Below are 19,858 nucleotides of genomic sequence, written 5' to 3'. Positions count from 1 at the left end.
ACCCGTTATTTGAGGTCTTGATTTTCATCTGATGGTTCCTCGTCCACGCCCCTTACTCCGTCCTTGAAGCCGCGTAAAGTCTTACCCAGCGAACTTCCCAGTTCGGGAATCTTTTTGGGACCGAAAATTAAAATCGCTGCGATCGCGATTACTCCCACTTCAGGCCATCCTAAACCAAACATACCCGTTTCCTGCGAACTATCCACAATCAACTATAGGAGACTATCGAGCGGCTGGAGGAAGATAATCTCTTGTAATGGGTATTTCCAACCATTCGCTAAGTTCTTGGGTTAACCATTCGAGTTCCGCTTCATGGATGCCGCCACTCTCAGCGTTAAGTTCATACTGCCTTAATCCTGCCTCAATAATGATTTTGCCTGGAACATCAACCCGGTTTCCTTCTGAGTCTTTTTTATGGTGTTTCGGGATGTATACCAACCTGTTAATATCCTGTCTCAATGCTGGACGAGGACGATGGAATTTAAATCCAAATATTTCCCATGTCAGTGAAATTTGCTTTTGATTGCTATAAAGCTGCGCTCGTCCAAATAACGCAAAGAGAATCTGCCAGCTCATACTCACGCCAGCAAACCAAAAGGGTAGTGAAAACAACACCATAAACAAGTTGAAGCCTAGTGGTGCAAATAGGACAGAGCTTGTCCACACGAAGATGAATGAATTCCAAGCGATCGCAAAAAAGCACAACCCTATCGTAGAAGCAGTAAATCCCTTCGGAGGGATACTAATTTTAATAAAATCTGCATTTTTAGTCAGTGAAATTTTGCTACCAGTTGGTTTCTTGACAACTAGAGGAAAGCTATCTGCTGTTGGATGTTCTTGTTTTAATGCTTGTAGTGCTTCACTAGCAGAAGCCAAGCGTCGATTTAAGCTGGGGTGAGTCATCCGCTTTAACCAATTGATTAAAGTAGGGCTGAGATTGGCAGTTTTTTCAAATTCAATTTGCAAGTTATCTGTTTGAGGGAAATCAGCAGGATGTTGACCTGTTGCCAGATAAATTAAAGTTGCGCCTAAACTGTAAATATCGGATGCGGGAACTGCACGTCCGCCAAATTGTTCCGGCGGCATATAACCATAAGTTCCCACAACTGTAATTGTCCCGCCTTCCTTGGCGGCGAGAGTCTGCACCGCCCCAAAATCAACTAAATAAACTTCGCCAACATTATTACCAGAACGATTGGTTAATAAAATATTGCTGGGTTTAATATCTCGGTGGATAACTGGAGGTTGACGACTATGCAAATAGTTGAGGATTTCGAGAATTGCAGTGCTAATTTGCTTGATATCTGCTTCGCTGAAAGTTCGTCCTCCTTTGAGATGTTCCTCTAGAGATTTCCCTTCCACGTAGGTTTGGACGAGGGCAAATCCTTTGTAGTTCGGTGAATTTAGCTCAAAATAATCCAGGTAGCGCGGAATCGCCGGATGTGTCAAAGATTTTAAAGTTTCCGCTTCCCGTTCAAATAACTTAAGCTCCTCCCACTCAAAATCACTGCCAAAAGTCAATAGTTTGATGATTACTAATTGTTGCGTTTTTTGGTCACGCGCTAGGAGTGTGCGTCTTCCAGCGCGTTTTCCAAGCTGTTGTTCGATTTGGTAGCGATCGCCAAAGACTTCACCCTTCATACTTATCGCCTGCCCCTAGCTATTAGCTGTTGTTATAACTCTGGGTTATCGCGGGTGGCAAGCTGATATCCTTAACCTACCTGCCTTTATTACTGGATTCTTGTACGCTAAAGAAAACAAATTTTAAAAAAATGCTCGAAACTTCTAAGCCTTCCCTACGCGAACAACAACACCCTCTGATTCGCAATTTAGCGGACACTATCGAGGCAGTTTGGCACCGCCATCTCGACCTTTCTCCCTACCACCTGCCAGAAGAGTTGGGGTATGTGGAAGGGCGATTAGAAGGTGAAAAGCTAACGATTGAAAATCGCTGCTACCAGTCGCCGCAGTTCCGCAAAATGCACCTGGAATTGGCAAAAGTCGGCACAATGCTGGATATTTTGCATTGCGTGATGTTTCCGCGTCCAGAATACGCGCTGCCAATGTTTGGCTGCGATTTAGTCGGGGGACGGGGACAGATTAGTGCCGCGATCGCAGATCTTTCTCCTACAAGCAGCGACCGCACCTTACCGGCAAACTATACCGCTGAACTTCAGGCACTACCAGCCCTTCAATTTTCCCAACCGCGCGAACTACCCGCTTGGGGCGCAATCTTTTCAGAATTCTGCATCTTTATTCGACCCAGTAATCCAGAGGAAGAAACCCAGTTTCTCTCTCGCGTCGAGGCGTTTTTAGAAATTCATTGTGTTAATGCCAAAGCCGCCAAACCCGTTTCTGCCGAACAGCAAGCTGAAATTTTGCAGGGTCAACGCAACTACTGCACCCAACAGCAGCAAAACGACAAAACGCGTCGAGTGCTAGAAAAAGCCTTTGGCGAGGAGTGGGCAGAACATTACATGACGACCGTTCTGTTTGACTTACCGAGTGCTTAATCTGCTAGTAAGATTCCCTCGCCAGATTGATGCCTACCTCTTAAGATTAATTAATAAAAATAATTTCCTTAGAGGCTATGGCACAGGAATCTGGCTCCAAGAATCAACCATTCGTAAAACCTGTAGGGCGGTGGGCGATCGCGGTTGTCGTGGCTGGTGCTTTAGCAACCAGCGGCGTTACCGTTTACAACCTCTATGCCTTGCGAGAAGCTGCTCAGCAGCCGGTACCAGCAGCAGAGCCAAGTACGCCTCCTAAGCTTGCTGTGACTGCCTTGGGGCGTCTGGAACCGCAAGGGGAAGTGATCAAACTCTCTGCGCCCATGTCAATTCAGGGTGCTGCTCGCGTGGATCAACTTTTGGTCGGTGAGGGAGATAAGGTCACAAAAGGTCAAGTGGTGGCAATTCTCGACAATCGCAATCGCTTACAAGCAGCTTTGGACAAGGCAAAACAACAAGTCAAAGTCGCTCAAGCCGATCTCAATAAAGTTAAAGCTGGGGCGCAAGCGGGGGAAATCACCGCTCAGAAGGCAGCGATCGCTCGCACCCAAGAGGAGTTACGCGGGAGAATTGCCACTCAACAGGCGACGGTAGCTCGCTTAGAAGCCGAACTGCAAGGGGAAAAAAATGCGTCCGTTGCCAAGATTGCCCGTCTGAGTGCCCAGATGGATAATGCGAAAAAGGAGTTTGATCGCTATGAGCAGCTATATCAACAAGGTGCAGTTGGAGCTTCTCTCTTTGACACCAAGCGCTTAGAAGTAGAAACGGCACTTCGGCAACTCAACGAAACTCAAGCCACTGCTAACCAGAAAGTAGCCACCCTGGAACAGCAAATTAACGAAGCCAAAGCCACTGCTAAAGAGACAATCGCCACTCTAGAACAGCAAATCAACGAAGCGAAAGCAACGTTAGAAAAAATTGCGGAAATTCGCCCCGTCGATGTCCAAGCAGCACAAGCCGAAATTGAGAACGCGATCGCATCCGTCAAACAAGCGCAAGCCGACTTGGAATCAGCTTATGTCCGCGTACCCGTTGCCGGTCAAGTTTTGAAAGTTCATACCCGTCCTGGAGAAACCATTGGTAATAATGGAATCGTTGAAATTGGGCAAACCGATTTGATGGTTGCTGTCGCAGAAATCTATGAAAGTGATATCGGAAAAGTGCGGTTAGGGCAGCAAGCGACGATTAACAGCGAGGGCAATGCTTTTGCCGATGAACTCAAAGGAACGGTCAATCAAATTGGCTTGCAAATCGGGAAAAAAGATATTTTAAATACCGATCCAGCCGCAGATGTAGATGCCAGAGTGGTGGAAGTAAAAATTCGCCTAAATGCAGAGTCCAGCCGCCGCGTTGCCGGTCTAACTAACTCTAAAGTCACCGTCAAAATTCGTATTTAGCTATCTGTACTAATGGCTTTTTAACAATTAGCCATTAGCCCCTTGCCAACAAGTTTTGTAGAATCATGCCAAAAATTCCTCTAGCCTGGTTACAGCTTACCCGTGAAAAAATGCGGCTGCTGGTGGCACTTGCCGGTATTGGTTTTGCTGACATTTTGATGTTTGTGCAGTTAGGGTTTCGCGATGCCCTTTTTCAAAGCTCCGTAAGCTTGCATGAAAATATGCAGGGGGACGTTTTTTTGGTCAGTTCCCAGTCCACGGCTTTGATTGCCATGAAAAGTTTCCCACAGCGGCGACTGTATCAAGCTCTCAGCTTTGACGGAGTAGAATCGGTCAGTCCAGTATATCTTGGCTTTGGCTTGTGGAAAAATCCAGAAAATCGCCGCACTCGCCAATTGATGGTAATTGGATTTAATCCCGCAGCAGAAATTCTAAATTTACCCGAAGTTAAAAATAACCGAGATAAAATTAAACTTCCAGATGTTGTTTTATTTGATGAAGCGTCTCGTCCAGAATTTGGGGCAGTTGGTGATTGGTTTAAGCAGGGAAAAACTGTTGAAACAGAAGTAGAAAGCCGTCGCGTCAAAGTACAAGGCTTATTCACGCTAGGCGCATCATTTGGAGCCGATGGTAATCTGATAACGAGCGATTTGAACTTTTTTCGGATGTTCCCTAGACGACAGAGAGGATTGATTGATATTGGAGTGGTTAATTTAGAAGCCGGTGCGGATGTAAGTCAAGTTATTCAAAATATGAAGGAGTCTTTTAATTTAAAGAAGAATGATGAAAAATGCCAAGACTTAAAAAATATGAATAAAGATTGTACAGATGTACAAATTTTGTCCCATGAAGAATTTATTGAGTTTGAAAAGACATATTGGCAAACCAGTACATCAATTGGATTCATTTTTGGTTTAGGAACCTTAATGGGATTTGTTGTTGGTACAGTTATTGTCTACCAAATCCTATACACTGATGTTGCCGATCATCTAGCTGAATATGCTACGTTAAAAGCGATAGGCTATACGGATTTATACTTACTAATTGTTGTTTTTCAAGAAGCTTTAATTTTATCAGTTTTAGGTTATATTCCTGGCTTTTCGTTAGCGTCAGGGCTTTATATTTTTATAAAAGGGGGTACAAATTTACCGATTGCAATGACTGTTGTTCGAGCAACCCTAGTGTTGCTTTTAACTATTTTTATGTGCTTGATTTCAGGTGCGATCGCAGTCCGTAAGCTACGAGCTGCCGATCCCGCTGATATTTTTTAAAGGGTATTTTTAACATAGCTAGTTGCTAATTTTAATGAAATTGAAAAATTATGCTGCAAGAACCGATTGTTGTAATTAAAAATCTCAATTATTACTTTGGCAAAGGTTCGCTCAGAAAACAAATTTTATTTGATATAAATCTGGAAATGCAACCGGGAGAAATTACAATCATGACCGGGCCATCAGGGTCAGGAAAAACCACATTATTGACTTTAATGGGCAGTTTAAGGTCTCCTCAAGAAGGTAGCCTGAAAGTATTAGGACAGGAACTAATTGGAGCTTCTAAAAGCCAAATGGTACAGGTGCGGCGGCACATAGGCTATATTTTTCAAGCTCACAATTTGCTGAAGTGCCTAACAGCGCGACAGAACGTGCAAATGTCGGTGGAACTGCATCGGGATATTCCGTCACAGGAAGCTGCAACCAGGTCAGCCGCGATGTTGGAAGCGGTGGGGTTAGGCGATCGCATAAATTACTACCCGGAGAATCTTTCTGGGGGACAAAAACAACGGGTAGCGATCGCGCGTGCTTTAGTGAGTCATCCTAAATTAGTATTAGCTGACGAACCTACTGCTGCTTTAGATAGTAAGTCCGGTCGCGATGTTGTCGAGCTGATGCAGCGATTGGCAAAGGAACAAGGATGTACGATTTTGATGGTAACTCACGACAATCGTATTTTAGATGTTGCTGACCGAATTATTCACATGGAAGATGGGCGTCTAGTCCGCGATACAATTATTTCCGAAAAAACGCCTGCTTAAGTCAGATTTCTGAGTGGAAAATCCGATTAAAGTGGGTTGATTTCTCTTGATACACTAGATGGTTTTTGGCGAATGGCTCATTCTACAAAAGGCAATCTTTTCATTTGCCATCTACACTTCAAGAAAGCCTTTTGTTTAGAGATGATTGTAACTAAGCTCATATCTTGCATCAAGCTCTCAGAATAGAATGCTGGGACGATTGCATTCCAAATCTAAAAGCGCGGACTAACCGAAAACAAGGGTTTTGTAACCTGCTCTCGGCAGGTTTCGTTTGCGTGCTTCCTATCGCTGTGCGGTTTCAACTGCCCGGAGCAAGATGTCACTAAAGAATAACTAAGCAGAATCCACCCTGGTTGCTGATGGAAAAAAACTTATTCCTCAACATCCTAGCGCTTCGTGCGAATAGTGACATTGCCACCTTCACTTAATTGTTCTAGCACCAATAGTGGTGTCGGTTTGGCTTTTTGATCCCATTGTAGTTTTGCAAGGCGACCCTGAATTGTGGGTTGCCAAGTATCGTGGTCTTCCGCTGGACTGAGGAATGTTTCAATACAATCAATAATTTGGCTAATCGTAGCAGAAGTCGCTTGGGTAGGTAATTTCATTAACTTGATTTGAATGCGGAAAAGCACCCGCTTAGAGCGCTTCGTCCCCTCTCCCGTCTCATAAATGACATCAAAAATCTCATCAACTTGGCGTCCCGCTGTACTGGCAATGCCCACTGAGGCTTGTGATGCTTGGGTAGGACGCAGGGCGATAGTGATTAAGTCTTTTACTCTGACTTTGATTTGATTAACAATGGCAAAGTGAAATACCTCTTCATCCATTCGCATTCTGAGGTAATCCAGGTTGAATTCGCGTGAGTTAACCAAGTCAGGATTGCTTTCCATTCTATGAATAGAGTCAAGCGCCAACTTTAACTTTTTCTGGAGGTCTTTGACTTTAAAATCCTGGATCTTGGCTTTCTTTGCCATCTCATCCTTTTTAAGCTTGACAAATACTGCTCCAGCAATGAGAAGTAACAGCAGTCCTCCGGAAGTGTACATCCAGATGGGCGCAGGTTGAGCGTTGGCGGCTGCGGCTGCTGGTTGGGCGGTTTGAGTTTTTTTGGCAGGGGCTTTAGGTTGAGCCTTCTTGGCAGGGGTTTGAGCCAATCGCAAATCTACAATAAGGAACGGAGTGGACATAGTCGCTAGCCTAAAAAAAATTCATGTCTATTTTCAGGATGCCCAAAAAAGCAGAAATTACAAAGTAAAAAGTATGAAAGATAAATAATCAAGTGTGAAATTCTGTCAAATCATTTTTCGGAAAGCAGCTCGACTCTTAGTTTAGACCCAAATCACACTTCATTAGAGCTGACTTTAACGTGCTGTTAGCGCAACGGCGCGATCGCACGGACTAGGCGAAACTACAGAGACTTTCATCGTTGGTTGTAAACTGCACTCACGGGAGCTTTGGCAAAAACACCGATTGGCAAGGCTCTCTAAAACTCTTGAAACCCTTGAAAAGTCGTCGCGATCGCCAAAACACCTTCCTCAAGGATCGGTAGCCGGAATTGTTTAGCGATCGCCAAACAGCAATCCCTGTGTTATTCAGTTGCTTCACTGGCAAGATATCAGCCAATAGGGAAAGCAGCCCCAGTCTGGGGCTGCTTTCCCTATTGGCTAAGAATGAGAGTATCTAGATTCTGCCCGATCTTATCTTTGGGCGCTGCTGCCAAGCTGATTCCAGGTTTGGATCACCTTCTCTAAAGGTGCAGGCAAACTCCCTTGATTAATCTCGGTGTAGCGAACTGTACCCTTGCGGCTGCTAAGGGTGTAGGTGATGTGATCGGCAGCACCGCTGGGTGCTGGGTAACTCAGGTTCTTAAATTGGGCAAATTGCTGCCGTTCTAGCATTTGCTGAAACTGTCGTACCTGTTGCACAGGAATGCGGAGAACGCTACGTTCGGAGTCATTAGCATCGCCGATGCGAACCCGCATCAAGCTTCCGTCATTCAATAAAACAGTTTCGTAGGTTCTGCCAGTAAAACCGCCACTGGCAATCGCTCGAAACACCACATTTTTATCTAAGGATGGTGGTAGTTCGCTAGTCGGGATTGGCATTGGCTTGAGGATACCAGCATCGCTTAGTTTACTTGCTGCTTGATTGAACTTAATAATGGAACCATCGCTGTTGGTGTGATAAACCAACAGTTGTAGCTTGCTTTGTACAGTCACTTGCCACCCAGGTATTGCATTAGTAAGACAACTCTCGTTAATACCGCCCAAACCCAGACAGCTATCCCAATTGTACTGTTGAGCTTGAACGATGCTGAGTTCGGTAGTGGGCACTTTGAACTGTCTGGAAGCTTCCCTTAAGACTGCATCTCGAACGGAATTCGGCAAACTCGCGAGTTGATCCACCTTCACGACAGAACCAGCTGCATTCGTGCGATAGACCAAGCGTTTTCCGCTGGCTTCTACCGTCACCTGCCACCCTTCTACTGTCGCTGGCGCACACAAAATATCAGGTGCGTAAATCCCTAGACACGCATCAGGCCAAGTCTTCTGTTCGGCCTGGACGACGCGAATCTGGTTTACCGGCAAACCCAGCTGCGTGGAGGCATCAGAAATCACAGCATTGGCAACAGATTTGGGGAAGTTTCCTGGGATGTTACTGCCAGGAGTATTCGACTTTTCTTGACGTAAAACTTGCCCTGTAGAATTGGTGCGATAGACCCAAGTTTTGTTATTGCTAGACACGACAACACGCCAACCGGGAACTAATGCTTGAGTACAAAATTCACCCAATTTCGGAAGTCCTAAACAGCCATCAGGCCAAGTTTCCTGGCTAAACTGAGTAATCTTGAGCTTTCCCGGAGCGATGCCAGTTTGACGCGACAAATCTTGACGAACAGCGTTAGCAATTCGAGGCGGTAAGCGATTAGCTTGCTTACGGTCAAGATTTTGCCCCACTTTCTGGTCTTTAACCTTAACCAGTCTGGTGATAGACTCAGAAAGTCCGGCTGGGGCAGCAAATGCGGTTTGTAACAGTGTCAGACCTGCGCCTAAAGACAGGACGCCAGTTAGAACTAAAACGGCAAAAATTCGCTCGGACTGGTGAACTGTTTCACCGGGGTTTACGGCTTTGGAGTGTTTTTTGAAAATCTGTCTCATAGAAACCTCAATAGAGTTGTTTTTGCAAGCGGAGAGCGTGTTAGGTGAGACGAGCGGCACTCCAACGCTCATCGAATGCATATAGCAGATAAAACGCTTGACGCTGCTATCGTGCGAGTTAGTTCCGCTGTTTCGTTCACCTGAATGGGTGATTTTTTACAAGTTTCAGATAGCGATCGCCAGCCAAAAAATTTAACTTCTGCAAAAACAGGTTTCTATAATCGTGTAGGCGTTTATTTATTTCAGCAAGGGAGCGATCGCGATGACTGTGTTGGTAGTCGCTACGGGAAATCCAGGCAAGCTGCGAGAGATGCAGAAGTATTTAAGCGGATTTGGCTGGGAATTGACCCTGAAGCCAGAGGAACTGGAGATTGAGGAATCGGGTGACACCTTCATGGCTAACGCTTGTCTGAAGGCATCCCAGGTGGCAGAGGCGACTGGAGAGTGGGCGATCGCAGATGATTCTGGCTTGGAAGTAGACGCCTTAGAGGGCGCACCTGGTATTTATTCCGCTCGTTACGGCAAAACCGACCCCGATCGAATTGAACGCCTGTTGAATGAACTTGGCAACGAACTGAATCGGGAAGCCCAATTTGTGTGTGCGATCGCGATCGCTCGTCCCGATGGCGCGATCGTCCTGCAAGCCGAAGGAGTTTGCCGCGGCGAAATTCTCCACGCCCCTCGCGGTACGGGAGGATTCGGCTACGATCCAATTTTTTACGTTCCCAAAGAGCAAATGACCTTTGCGGAAATGACTCCTGAGTTGAAGCGCCAGTGGAGCCATCGCGGTCAAGCTTTTAAAATTCTCTTACCCCAGCTACAGACTTTAAAGACTGAGGGTTGAGTCCAGAAGTTAGAAATCCAGTAACCAGAAATCAGAATTTTGCGCTCGCCAAAAATTCTAATTTCTGATTTTTAATGACTCCTGACCTCTAACCTTGATGACTCAGTCCTCAGCCCTCAGTCCTCAGCCCTCAGTCCTCAGCCCTCAGCCCTCAGTCCTCAGTCCTCAGCCCTCAGTCCTCAGTCCTCAGCCCTCAGTCCTCAGTCCTCAGCCCTCAGTCCTCAGCCCTCAGTCCTCAGCCCTCAGTCCTCAGTCCTGACTTAGACAGCTTCCAGATTCTTTTCCCCCGTCCGAATTCTGATGACCTGCTCTACCGGGCTGACAAAAATCTTACCATCACCGATTTCACCCGTTCGGGCAGCGGCAATGATTTTCTCAATCACCATATCAACCTGGCTGTCTTCAACAACGATCTCTACTTTAAGTTTTTGCAGAAACTCAACCGTGTACTCGGAACCGCGATAACGTTCGGTTTGGCCTTTCTGCCGCCCAAATCCTCGGACTTCAGAAACGGTCATTCCCACAATTCCCGCATTGACTAGCGCAATTTTAACTTCGTCGAGTTTAAAAGGCCGGATAATCGCTTCAACTTTTTTCAAGCTTCTAACTCCTCAGTTCGTTCTGGATTTGATCTGTACAATCAATTTGTACAACCAAAGGTACTCGTAAAGCGGCGGCTATGTTTTATCACTGCTCAAACAAAGATTTTTGTATTATATGATACATATTGCTCTTCACTCCTGCCAGAGGCATCCATTGTGCCAACCCTAACTAAGGGGTTTCTCTAGATATCGCTGACTCGTTAACTAGACATCGTTGACTAGACAGTACAGTGAAGATGCGCGGGTTTGGAAATATTTTCCCATTTGTATCAAAGCGGTTGTTCCAGGCAGATGCACCCGGTTCTTCCGACTCCTAGCAGAGTTAATCTTTCAGCCGTCAACCAGCAAGCTCAACGACTATTGTTCAAAAGCGGACGCACAATCAAAAAGCCAGTGCCAAACGCTGTCGCCACAATCAAAAAGATGACGATGATTAACCACCAGCCACTCACATCTGCGGAACGCTCTGGCTGAGTTGGGCGACGATACCGACCTTCTTCTTGTTCGATTACCAAGCTTTCTGAAAAATCAGGTAATGGTGCTGGTTCCGCTTTGGGAGGGGAAGGAGGTAGAACTTCCACTGGCGGAGCGATCGCAGCTGAACGAGGAGGACGAGGAGGCTGCGGAGGACGCCGCTTAGGTGTTGCGTTTGGTGCAGTCCGAATTTCCGGTTCAATGGAGGGAGGGGGAACTTCAACTCGACTCCCGGAGGGAAACGAAGTGACCACCTGTTGTGCGTGCAAAGCTGACTGAACAACTTTTTCGATTTCTTGGCGCAGCTGTTGATTTTCTTTGGCTAACTGCTGATTTTGGGAATTCAGCGAGTCCAGCATCGCTTGCGCTGTTTGTAACTCTGCTGAGAGTTCTTTGTAAACCGAAATTGGCACTGAGGGACGGTAGGTATTCATTGGGCTTTGGGGAGTCTGCTCAGAAATATAAGCATTTTGCATTGGCGAGCGGGTCGAGGGATTAGACATCATGGATTTAGTTTAAGTTTGGTAAGGCAACAATAATGGAAAGTGAGGCGACTCTGACAGCCATTTTTTAACAAATTTGCTATTTAATCAACTAGGAATGTGCCCCAATCGATCTTTACGGTGTCATTGCTATAACCTTTGTCTTCTCCGATTGTTTTAATTCTCCGATTGTAGGAGGGGAAAAAAGTGTCCCACTGGCCCCTGACCCTGACCAATGGCTAAAGCGTATTTTAGAGCAGTAGTGACATAATCTTTGGCTTTTTGAACCGCAGACCACCGATCTTTGCCCAAGGCTAGATTAGCCGCGATCGCGCTACTGAGCGTACACCCTGTGCCGTGAGTATTGGTCGTCTCTACGGTTGCGGTTTTCAAGGTTTCCAGATGGTGCCCATCGAACCAGATATCGATGCCGCGTAGATTTCCCTCCATCCCCCCTCCTTTCACTAATACAGCCGCACCACCTCCCAAATGATAAATCCGTTGGGCAGCAGAGCGCATATCATCCAAGGTATGAATCGGCAATCCGCTCAGTAATTGAGCTTCGTAGCGGTTGGGGGTCACAATCGCTGCTTTGGGGATTAAGACATCCCGCAACGTTGCCACAGCGTCATTGTCAATCAGTTGGGCACCCGTGCGCGATACCATAACGGGATCGACGACTAATTTGTCCAGTTTGAAAGCTTCCACAGCTTGCGCTACAGCCGCAATAATCTCCCCATTCAGCAACATCCCCGTTTTCGCTGCTTGGACGCCAATATCCGTCACCACAGCCTCAATCTGGGCGACAATTGCTGCTGTCGGTAAAGCATCCACCCGCGTGACTCCCAGCGTATTCTGCGCTGTCACGCAAGTAATAGCACTGGTGCCGTGAACGCAGTGAAAGGCAAATGTCCGTAAATCGGCCTGAATGCCAGCACCGCCGCCGCTATCAGAACCGGCAATTGTGAGAGCAACAGGTACGCTTGAAGGGTTTTTAACGGTCATAGGAATGAGGAATGGGTAAGCGAAATGGGTAATTAGTTAATACCCGCAAATGAAGGACTACTAACAATTACTTTTACTCTAAATTTTGATGAAACCAATCCCAATCTAAATTGAATTGAATGATTAGATTTTACAAATTGCTGCAAATCGAGTGCTGCTCAATTTACAATTTGCTGATCGTCGGCAAATTATTGCAATGCTGCCCTTGAGAAGCGGGTAGAACTGGGTTATGTGCCTAAAGACCTAATTAGAGGAAATATACGATGAGCCGCACTGATTTCCAGTTTAGGAGGGGAAATTCGTGCGGCGTGAGAGCATGGATGTAGCGATCGCTCCTGTAATCAGTCAAGTCTTCCCACTTTTGGGACAGGTAATCATTGAATTCGGAACTTCTACCGAATTCAATCGGCTTCGTGGAAGTTTAGAAGAATTTCGCACCCTGCTAACTAAGGCTGGATTGCCCACGCATCAATTAAAAATTAAAAAGGAAATGTTCCATTTTTAATTTTTAATTCTTCTAGCGTTGCGGACGCCGTCTTTGGAGAAATTCCGGAATATCCAATCCTCCACCTTGTTGTTGAGGTTTAGGCTCAAACGTGGGGGTAGAAGGAGGAACGGGTGACGGTGCAATGGGTCGCTGTGGCTGTCTGGAAGTGCGTGCCTCCCTCGCCGCCGGTGTAGACTGAGTTTCCCCGCTAAATCCAGTCGCAATGACGGTAATTCTTACCTCACCTTGCATCCGGTCATCGATCACTGCCCCGAAAATGATATTCGCATTCGGATCGACCACTTCATAGATTGTTTCGGCTGCGGCATTCACTTCGTGCAGCGTCAGGTCGCTACCGCCGGTAATGTTAAAGACAACCCCTCTGGCTCCTTCAATCGAAGACTCTAGCAACGGTGAGGAAATTGCGGCGACGGCGGCTTCTCTGGCTCTCGATTTCCCAGAACCCACGCCAATCCCCATCATTGCCGATCCCGCATCTGCCATCACGGCTCGGACATCTGCAAAGTCTACATTGACCAGTCCGGGAATCGTAATAATATCCGATATCCCTTGCACACCTTGACGCAAGATATCATCGGCGACGCGAAAAGCATCTTGAACCGGCATGGTTTCTGGAATCACTGCCAGCAGCTTATCGTTAGGGATGACGATGAGCGTATCTACCCGACCCTGCAAAGCGGCAATGCCTTCATCTGCCTGAGAAGTGCGACGGCGTCCCTCAAAGGTGAAAGGACGAGTGACAACACCCACCGTTAAGGCTCCCATTTCTTTGGCAACTTCTGCCACAATCGGGGCTGCACCCGTACCCGTACCGCCTCCCATCCCAGCGGTAATAAATACGAGATCGGTGTTTTCTAAGGCATGAGCGATCTCGTCGCGCGATTCTTCTGCTGCCTTTTGACCAATGGCAGGATTACCTCCAGCACCTAAACCTCGCGTTAACTTCTGTCCCATTTGCAAGCGTTTAGCAGCCGAGGAGTGAGACAGCGATTGAGCATCAGTATTGATTGACCAAAACTCTACGCCACTGACATCACTGGCAATCATGCGGTTCACCGCATTGCCCCCACCCCCACCAACACCAATGACTTTAATTTTGGCGACGCTACCTAGCACGATGTTGTCACTCCTAGATTCTTCCCTGGGTGTTCCGTTAGCATCGTGATTATGGCCTAAATGTAACACGGTGTTATTAAAAGGATTCGCGCCGTCCACTGCGGGTGAACGACCTGCGTTCCCTGAGGGATTTGAGTTTTGGTGGGCAAGCCCTGGTTTACTATTGAGCGTCATTGCAATAGAAAGGGTCAATAAACAACTTTTTAGTTTAGGTAGCGATATGAGTCAACTATAGGGTAAGTTGACCCTTAAAACCAATGAGAGTCATAGTGCATTGACGTTCTTGAAGAGGTCTAGAGTCAACTGTCTGAAGGCTGATCCTACTAAAAGATGAAGGATATTCGTAAAGTAGATGCGCTCTTGGCAGGATGAAGAATGAATTTAGCTCAAAAGACGCCTTCTGCCTAAAGCCAGAACTCGCGTTCCTTCCAAGCTTATAAGGTTTTGGTTTTTTTGGAAGGGTTGCCTTTTTTCATTTGAATTGCTGGGGATTCGGGGTTTTTGAGGTCAATATAGGCAATTTCGCTGGTTGAAAAATGTGCTGGCAAATCTCGCATTCGATCGAGGACGGTGAGCTGATAGGCAAACCGAGAAGTGTAAGCACCACAATGTACCCATCCTTGCTCGGTTTTCAGAATTAAATTGGCTGGGTTTTGCCAATCAATTTCAAATACTTTGACCGGACTGCGGCTAACGGCTTGGTAAAGTGCCGACCAGTAGGGGCGATATTCATCCCGATAGCCAATGATTTTTAAGGTCGGCAAGGGAATGGTGCGCTCTAGTTCGGTGTAGCTTTCTAAGGGCATCCAGACGCCTTGTTCGTCCAACAATCCCAATACCGGCTGCGATCGCGTTTTGCTATTTGAGGAGGTTTGGCTGGAAGTGGAAGATTTGGCGTGGCGAGTGCGGAGGGCGATCGCGACTGGCTGTCGTTCCGTAACTTGTACGGTGAGTCCTGGCGGCAACATTTGCCGGGTAACGGTAGCTTCCTTGATGGCAGGTTGTAATTCCAACTTATCGGCGATGATTTGCGGCTGTAGCCGCAGCAAATACTGAGGGTAAGATAGGGGCAGCAGCGACCGAATCGCTTGGATTGAAAGCGTTTTATTGCCCTCAATCGCAATTTGATCGGGTTTGCGGATCACCCAAGCGGGTAAAGTTGTCACCCAAACTAAACTGCCTGCTAAACCGGCGACGAAGATCGCTCGCCACATCGCTTGAAAAGATTTTATCCGTCGTTGGCGACGTAGTTTTTGACGCCGTTGGCTCAATTCGGTTTGTGATACTGATGCGATGCTTGTCATCCTAACTTCTCAATCGGGAGTTTGTGGTGCTTGAGGTAGACTGCACTCAACACAGCTTGATGGTGGTTCGCCGTAAGTTTAGGCGCGTCCTTCTTTAACTTAAACAGAGCGCTTGGGAGTTCCGACTATCCCCTCCTGACGGGGCTATCGCCCTATGCTCGCCAATCCGCTGACCGGGGAGAAAGTCACGATCGGTTCGCTCGGCAATTTCATCTAACAGGACGTTAACAGAATCTCTTTCTCTTTTCAGTACGGCTCATCAGGAACTGTAGCGGGAAATTCTAACGTCTAAATATTAACGTGACCGGGTCATTATGAACTCTGTTTAGACTACGGAAAAAGAATTTAAAATTGGGGATCGCTCTTCGCCGCCAAAATCTGGGCTTTTTCCATCGCTTTTTGGCTCACTCGGCACGATTCGGCGAGGCAATCATCGCAATTCGACCTGAATCGAAGCGCATCTGAGAACCAAGCTGAGAGCGATCGCGTTATAGCCGCAAAGTAGCCGGTGGTTAGACGACTCAGGGCGAAGCATTCCTCTCAAATCCCCTCAACTCTACCAGGATGTATCTATCTCAGTGCAAGAGGGGTGCGCCCCTCCAGTCCGACTAGGGTCGCTTTAACGGAAGCTGTCTAGCAGTACAAAAATCAGTACAGGGATTGATCTGCATACTCAAGAGGTCGGCATGAAATTGGATTTGGAGAGATTCTATAAGGCTTGTAACCCTGCGAAGACGCTCATCTTCTCTAGGGCGGAAGATCGTCCCTACTATATCGATTTCTCAGCGGTGCGAGGTGGCAAAATTATTGAGGCGGTGGGGCGAACCATTGCCCGGATTTCACCCGACGATCCCACCAGTCAACTATTTACCGGACACATCGGCTGTGGGAAGTCTACAGAGCTATTTCGCTTGAAAGCCGAGTTAGAACGGCAGCAATTTCATGTGGTTTATTTCGAGTCCAGTCAAGAATTAGACATGGCGAATATCGATATCAGCGATATTTTGCTGGCGATCGCGCGTCAAGTCAGTGAAAGCCTGGAAGAAATTCAGATTCGGCTCAAACCAAGTTACTTTTCCAATCTCTTCAACGAGATCAAAGACATCTTGCAGACTCCGATTGATGTCTCCGCTGAAGCCCAATTATCTGTGGGGATTGGCAAAATTACTGCCAAAACCAAAGATAGCCCTAAGCTGCGGGATCAGTTGCGGCAGTACCTAGAACCCCGCACCGAAGGCTTTTTAAAAGCGATCAATGAAGAAATCCTGAAACGGGCGAACGAAGAACTGAAGCGACGCGGTCAAAAAGGCTTGGTGGTGATTATCGATAACCTGGATCGGGTCGATCCTCGACCGATGCCTTCGGGAGGTACCCTGCCAGAATATCTGTTTATCGACCGGGGGGCACAGTTACGCCGCTTGAGTTGCCATGTCGTTTACACGATCCCCTTGTCCTTAATTTTCTCTAACGATTACGAAGCTTTGAAGAATCGTTTGGGGGGTGGGGTTGCTCCCAAAGTGTTGCCAATGGTGCCGGTGCGGAACCGCGATGGTCGGGATTGCGAGGCAGGAATGACGTTGCTGCGAAAGATGGTGATGGTACGAGCCTTCCCAGAAGCGAACGAACAGCAGCACCTAGAGCTATTGACCAAGGTTTTTGATGCTTCTGAAACGCTGGATCGGTTGTGCCGGGTCAGTGGCGGTCATGTGCGGAACTTACTGGGATTGCTTTACAGCTGTCTTCAGCAAGAAGATCCCCCCTTCTCCCGCGCTTGTTTGGAGAATGTGATTAAAGAATACCGTGATGATTTGGCGCTGGCGATTGATGAAGAGGAGTGGGACTTATTGTTTCGGGTGGTGCAGCAGCAAAATGTGAAGGGCGATAAAGAATATCAGACGCTACTCAGAAGTATGTTTGTGTTTGAATATCGGGATGAGAATGGGCGCTGGTTTGGGCTGAATCCGGCTTTGATGGAGACGCCAAAATTCAAGTCTTTAGTGGCTCTCCACCCCTTAGAAGCGTGATGTATCTTGGATTGGGTCAGGATCGCGCTCCGATTGTTTTGGGTAGGGGCATGGCAGGGGCATTGCAATGCCACGCCCCTACAGAACGTGAATGCGTGAATGAGTGTAAGTGGATTTAATCCACGTTCCCGATCGGAGAGATCGACTTAAATCTGGGTACGGAGGAGGCGATCGCTTCCTCAACCTGATTACCAGTAGGGGCACGGTATTGCTGTGCCTCTACTCGACATCGTTTTAGATGCAGCCTGTCTGGATTCCCAGCGCGGTAAACTGTTTAAACTAGCTGGTAACGTTCAGCCCCCGAAGAATTAAAGATAGTGCGCTATGAGTTCATTTTTATTGGAAGTCGGTACAGAAGAATTACCTGCAAGCTTTGTGAATGATGCGATCGCGCAATGGCGATCGCGCATTCCTGCCAGTCTCGCCGAAAATAGCTTGGCTCACGAGGCGATTGAAGTTTATGGCACACCTAGACGCCTCGCGGTGCTGATCGCAGGGTTGCCCACTCAGCAACCGGATCGAGAAGAAGAAGTCAAAGGGCCACCCGCGCAGGCGGCGTTTAAAGATGGGCAACCCACGAAAGCAGCAGAGGGGTTTGCGCGGAAGTTGGGTGTAGAACTCAACGCTTTAGAAATTCGCCCCACCGACAAAGGTGATTTTGTCTTTGTCCGCCAAACTATCCCCGGACGCCCAACTGCTGAAATTCTTACCCAGTTAGTTTCCCAGTGGATTTTTGGATTAGAAGGCAAGCGGTTGATGCGGTGGGGCGATGGGGACATCAAGTTTCCGCGACCGATTGAGTGGTTGGTGGCTTTATTAAATGATGCCGTACTGCCGATAGAGTTAGTCAATGGTTCGGAGACGATTAAGAGCGATCGCATTACACGCGCTCATCGGGTTTTGCATCCCGAATCTGTGACGATTTCTCAGGCAGATGATTATGTCGATTGTTTGCGTTCTGCTTCGGTGGAAGTGAATCCAGAATTGCGTCAAACCAAAATTCAAGAGCAAGTCCAGGCTGCGGCTCAAAAGATGGATGGCTACACCGAAATCTACCCGGATTTGCTGCAAGAGGTCACTCATTTAGTAGAGTTTCCCACAGCAGTTGTCGGAAAATTTGATTCTGAATTCTTGAGTCTTCCGACTGAAGTGATTACCACAGTAATGGTAACTCACCAGCGTTATTTCCCAATTTTTAAAACTGAAGAATCCAAAGAATTACTTCCCTATTTCATCACAATTTCTAATGGCGACCCGGCGAAGTCGGACATTATCGCCGAAGGAAATGCACGGGTAATTCGGGCACGATTAGCGGATGGTCAGTATTTTTATAAAGCTGACTTGTCCCAGCCTTTAGAAAACTATTTACCCCAACTGGAAAAAGTAACCTTTCAAGAATCTTTAGGGTCAGTTCGGGAAAAAGTGGAACGGTTGGTTAAAATCGCTGGTCACATTAACGAGCAACTGCAATTAGGAGTGGATGACAGGAACAACATCGAACGAGCCACCTTGCTATGTAAAGCGGATCTCGTGACTCAAATGGTGGGAGAATTCCCCGAATTGCAAGGCATCATGGGACAGAAATATGCCTTGGCAAGTGGCGAACCGGAGGCTGTAGCAACCGCAATTATTGAGCATTATTTGCCGCGAGGTGCAGGAGATTCTTTACCCCAAACGATAACAGGGCAAGTTGTCGCTTTAGCGGATAGGTTGGATACTTTGGTCAGTATCTTTGGGTTGGGAATGCTGCCTACAGGTTCTTCCGATCCTTTTGCTTTACGTCGTGCGGCGAATGCAGTAATTAATATCACTTGGGCAGCAGACCTACCGATTAATTTGCATCAATTACTGCAAAAAGTTGTAGCTGATTTTGTTGATAAATATCCGAAAACAAAATCGGAGGAATTAGTGCGGCAATTGCAGGAATTCTTCTTGCAACGCATCCGCAATCTCCTACAAGATGAGCGCAATACTGATTATGACTTGGTGAATGCAGTTCTGGGAGAAAACGATCCGGAGTATACAGAACGAGCGTTAAGAGACTTATTGGATGTACGCGATCGCGCTTTATTCCTCCAGACAATTCGCAATAATGGCAAGCTGAATGAAATCTACGAAACTGTCAACCGTTCGACTCGTTTAGCAGCCCAAGGCGATTTAGATAAAGCTCAGTTACAACCAGAGACGGTGGTGAGTCCAGAACTATTCCAGAAAGCATCAGAGCAAGCTTTTTATGATGCTTTAGTGCAGATAGTTCCGCAAACTCAAGCATCTCAAGAACAGCGAAACTACCAGCTATTAGTGGATGGTTTGGCGCAGATTGCCCCGACTGTTAGCACTTTCTTTGATGGTGCTGAAAGTGTTTTGGTAATGGATGCCGATCCCAATATCAAGCGCAATCG

Annotated in this window: 19 protein-coding genes; 10 read left to right on the top strand and 9 right to left on the bottom strand. The window is 47.0% G+C overall.

Annotation, left to right across the window (positions count from 1 at the left end; translation table 11 throughout):
- Window positions 1-5 precede the first annotated feature (5 nt).
- Complete coding sequence (gene tatA / locus H6F50_RS15915) at window positions 6-182, bottom strand: twin-arginine translocase TatA/TatE family subunit (protein WP_190412322.1); 177 nt, start codon at window positions 180-182, stop codon at window positions 6-8.
- Between the two features lie 40 nt (window positions 183-222).
- The gene (locus tag H6F50_RS15910; protein WP_190429441.1) at window positions 223-1,641 is read right to left on the bottom strand and encodes a serine/threonine-protein kinase; all 1,419 of its coding nucleotides are present in this window, start codon (window positions 1,639-1,641) and stop codon (window positions 223-225) included.
- Window positions 1,642-1,772: 131 nt separating this feature from the next.
- Here H6F50_RS15910 and H6F50_RS15905 point away from each other — a divergent pair, with 131 nt between their 5' ends.
- The 4 genes from H6F50_RS15905 to H6F50_RS15890 all read left to right on the top strand — a co-directional run bounded on the left by H6F50_RS15905 (window position 1,773) and on the right by H6F50_RS15890 (window position 5,939).
- Window positions 1,773-2,513: a phycocyanobilin:ferredoxin oxidoreductase gene (locus H6F50_RS15905; protein WP_190429440.1), complete on the top strand. Its 741-nt coding sequence runs from the start codon at window positions 1,773-1,775 to the stop codon at window positions 2,511-2,513.
- Window positions 2,514-2,590: 77 nt separating this feature from the next.
- Window positions 2,591-3,907, top strand: a complete 1,317-nt coding sequence (locus H6F50_RS15900) for an ABC exporter membrane fusion protein (protein ID WP_190429439.1) — start codon at window positions 2,591-2,593, stop codon at window positions 3,905-3,907.
- Window positions 3,908-3,972: 65 nt separating this feature from the next.
- The gene (gene devC, locus H6F50_RS15895) at window positions 3,973-5,178 is read left to right on the top strand and encodes an ABC transporter permease DevC (RefSeq protein ID WP_190429438.1); all 1,206 of its coding nucleotides are present in this window, start codon (window positions 3,973-3,975) and stop codon (window positions 5,176-5,178) included.
- A gap of 50 nt (window positions 5,179-5,228) precedes the next feature.
- Entirely contained in the window at window positions 5,229-5,939 is a 711-nt protein-coding gene (locus tag H6F50_RS15890) for a DevA family ABC transporter ATP-binding protein (protein ID WP_190429437.1), read from the top strand.
- A gap of 386 nt (window positions 5,940-6,325) precedes the next feature.
- On the opposite strand, the gene H6F50_RS15885 is transcribed toward H6F50_RS15890, so the two are convergent.
- Window positions 6,326-7,126: a hypothetical protein gene (locus H6F50_RS15885; RefSeq protein WP_190412316.1), complete on the bottom strand. Its 801-nt coding sequence runs from the start codon at window positions 7,124-7,126 to the stop codon at window positions 6,326-6,328.
- 510 nt (window positions 7,127-7,636) lie between these two features.
- Window positions 7,637-9,097, bottom strand: a complete 1,461-nt coding sequence (locus H6F50_RS15880) for a hypothetical protein (protein WP_199292193.1) — start codon at window positions 9,095-9,097, stop codon at window positions 7,637-7,639.
- Window positions 9,098-9,359: 262 nt separating this feature from the next.
- Between H6F50_RS15880 and rdgB the strand changes: the two genes are divergently transcribed.
- Entirely contained in the window at window positions 9,360-9,941 is a 582-nt protein-coding gene (rdgB, locus tag H6F50_RS15875) for an RdgB/HAM1 family non-canonical purine NTP pyrophosphatase (protein ID WP_190429436.1), read from the top strand.
- 97 nt (window positions 9,942-10,038) lie between these two features.
- On the top strand, window positions 10,039-10,200 hold the full coding sequence (locus tag H6F50_RS15870) for a hypothetical protein (protein ID WP_190429435.1): 162 nt from the start codon (window positions 10,039-10,041) through the stop codon (window positions 10,198-10,200).
- Between the two features lies 1 nt (window position 10,201).
- On the opposite strand, the gene H6F50_RS15865 is transcribed toward H6F50_RS15870, so the two are convergent.
- The 3 genes from H6F50_RS15865 to thiD all read right to left on the bottom strand — a co-directional run bounded on the left by H6F50_RS15865 (window position 10,202) and on the right by thiD (window position 12,504).
- A complete protein-coding gene (locus H6F50_RS15865; protein WP_190412314.1) occupies window positions 10,202-10,540 on the bottom strand; it encodes a P-II family nitrogen regulator in 339 nt (112 codons plus the stop codon).
- 353 nt (window positions 10,541-10,893) lie between these two features.
- On the bottom strand, window positions 10,894-11,523 hold the full coding sequence (locus H6F50_RS15860) for a DUF3450 domain-containing protein (protein ID WP_242029058.1): 630 nt from the start codon (window positions 11,521-11,523) through the stop codon (window positions 10,894-10,896).
- A 153-nt stretch (window positions 11,524-11,676) separates the two neighbouring features.
- Window positions 11,677-12,504 (bottom strand): bifunctional hydroxymethylpyrimidine kinase/phosphomethylpyrimidine kinase, encoded by an 828-nt coding sequence (gene thiD, locus H6F50_RS15855; protein ID WP_190429434.1) that lies wholly within the window; start codon window positions 12,502-12,504, stop codon window positions 11,677-11,679.
- Between the two features lie 301 nt (window positions 12,505-12,805).
- Between thiD and H6F50_RS15850 the strand changes: the two genes are divergently transcribed.
- Window positions 12,806-13,009, top strand: coding sequence for a hypothetical protein (locus tag H6F50_RS15850; RefSeq protein WP_190412312.1), 204 nt, complete (start codon window positions 12,806-12,808; stop codon window positions 13,007-13,009).
- A 12-nt stretch (window positions 13,010-13,021) separates the two neighbouring features.
- On the opposite strand, the gene ftsZ is transcribed toward H6F50_RS15850, so the two are convergent.
- The gene (gene ftsZ / locus H6F50_RS15845; protein ID WP_190412850.1) at window positions 13,022-14,302 is read right to left on the bottom strand and encodes a cell division protein FtsZ; all 1,281 of its coding nucleotides are present in this window, start codon (window positions 14,300-14,302) and stop codon (window positions 13,022-13,024) included.
- A gap of 260 nt (window positions 14,303-14,562) precedes the next feature.
- A complete protein-coding gene (locus H6F50_RS15840) occupies window positions 14,563-15,432 on the bottom strand; it encodes an FtsQ-type POTRA domain-containing protein (protein WP_190429433.1) in 870 nt (289 codons plus the stop codon).
- A 686-nt stretch (window positions 15,433-16,118) separates the two neighbouring features.
- On the opposite strand from H6F50_RS15840, the gene H6F50_RS15835 reads away from it, so the two are divergent.
- The 3 genes from H6F50_RS15835 to glyS all read left to right on the top strand — a co-directional run.
- A complete protein-coding gene (locus tag H6F50_RS15835; RefSeq protein ID WP_190412310.1) occupies window positions 16,119-17,456 on the top strand; it encodes a P-loop NTPase fold protein in 1,338 nt (445 codons plus the stop codon).
- 109 nt (window positions 17,457-17,565) lie between these two features.
- Window positions 17,566-17,694, top strand: coding sequence for a hypothetical protein (locus H6F50_RS27640; protein WP_277879353.1), 129 nt, complete (start codon window positions 17,566-17,568; stop codon window positions 17,692-17,694).
- Between the two features lie 86 nt (window positions 17,695-17,780).
- Window positions 17,781-19,858 (top strand): glycine--tRNA ligase subunit beta (gene glyS / locus H6F50_RS15830; protein ID WP_190429432.1); only part of this gene is annotated, 2,078 nt, incomplete at its 3' end.

It is taken from the genome of Coleofasciculus sp. FACHB-712, from assembly GCF_014695635.1.
Taxonomy (GTDB): Bacteria; Cyanobacteriota; Cyanobacteriia; order Cyanobacteriales; family FACHB-T130; genus FACHB-T130.
The sequence above is the reverse complement of the archived record's forward strand: the minus strand, read 5'-3'. Positions and strand labels throughout refer to the sequence as shown.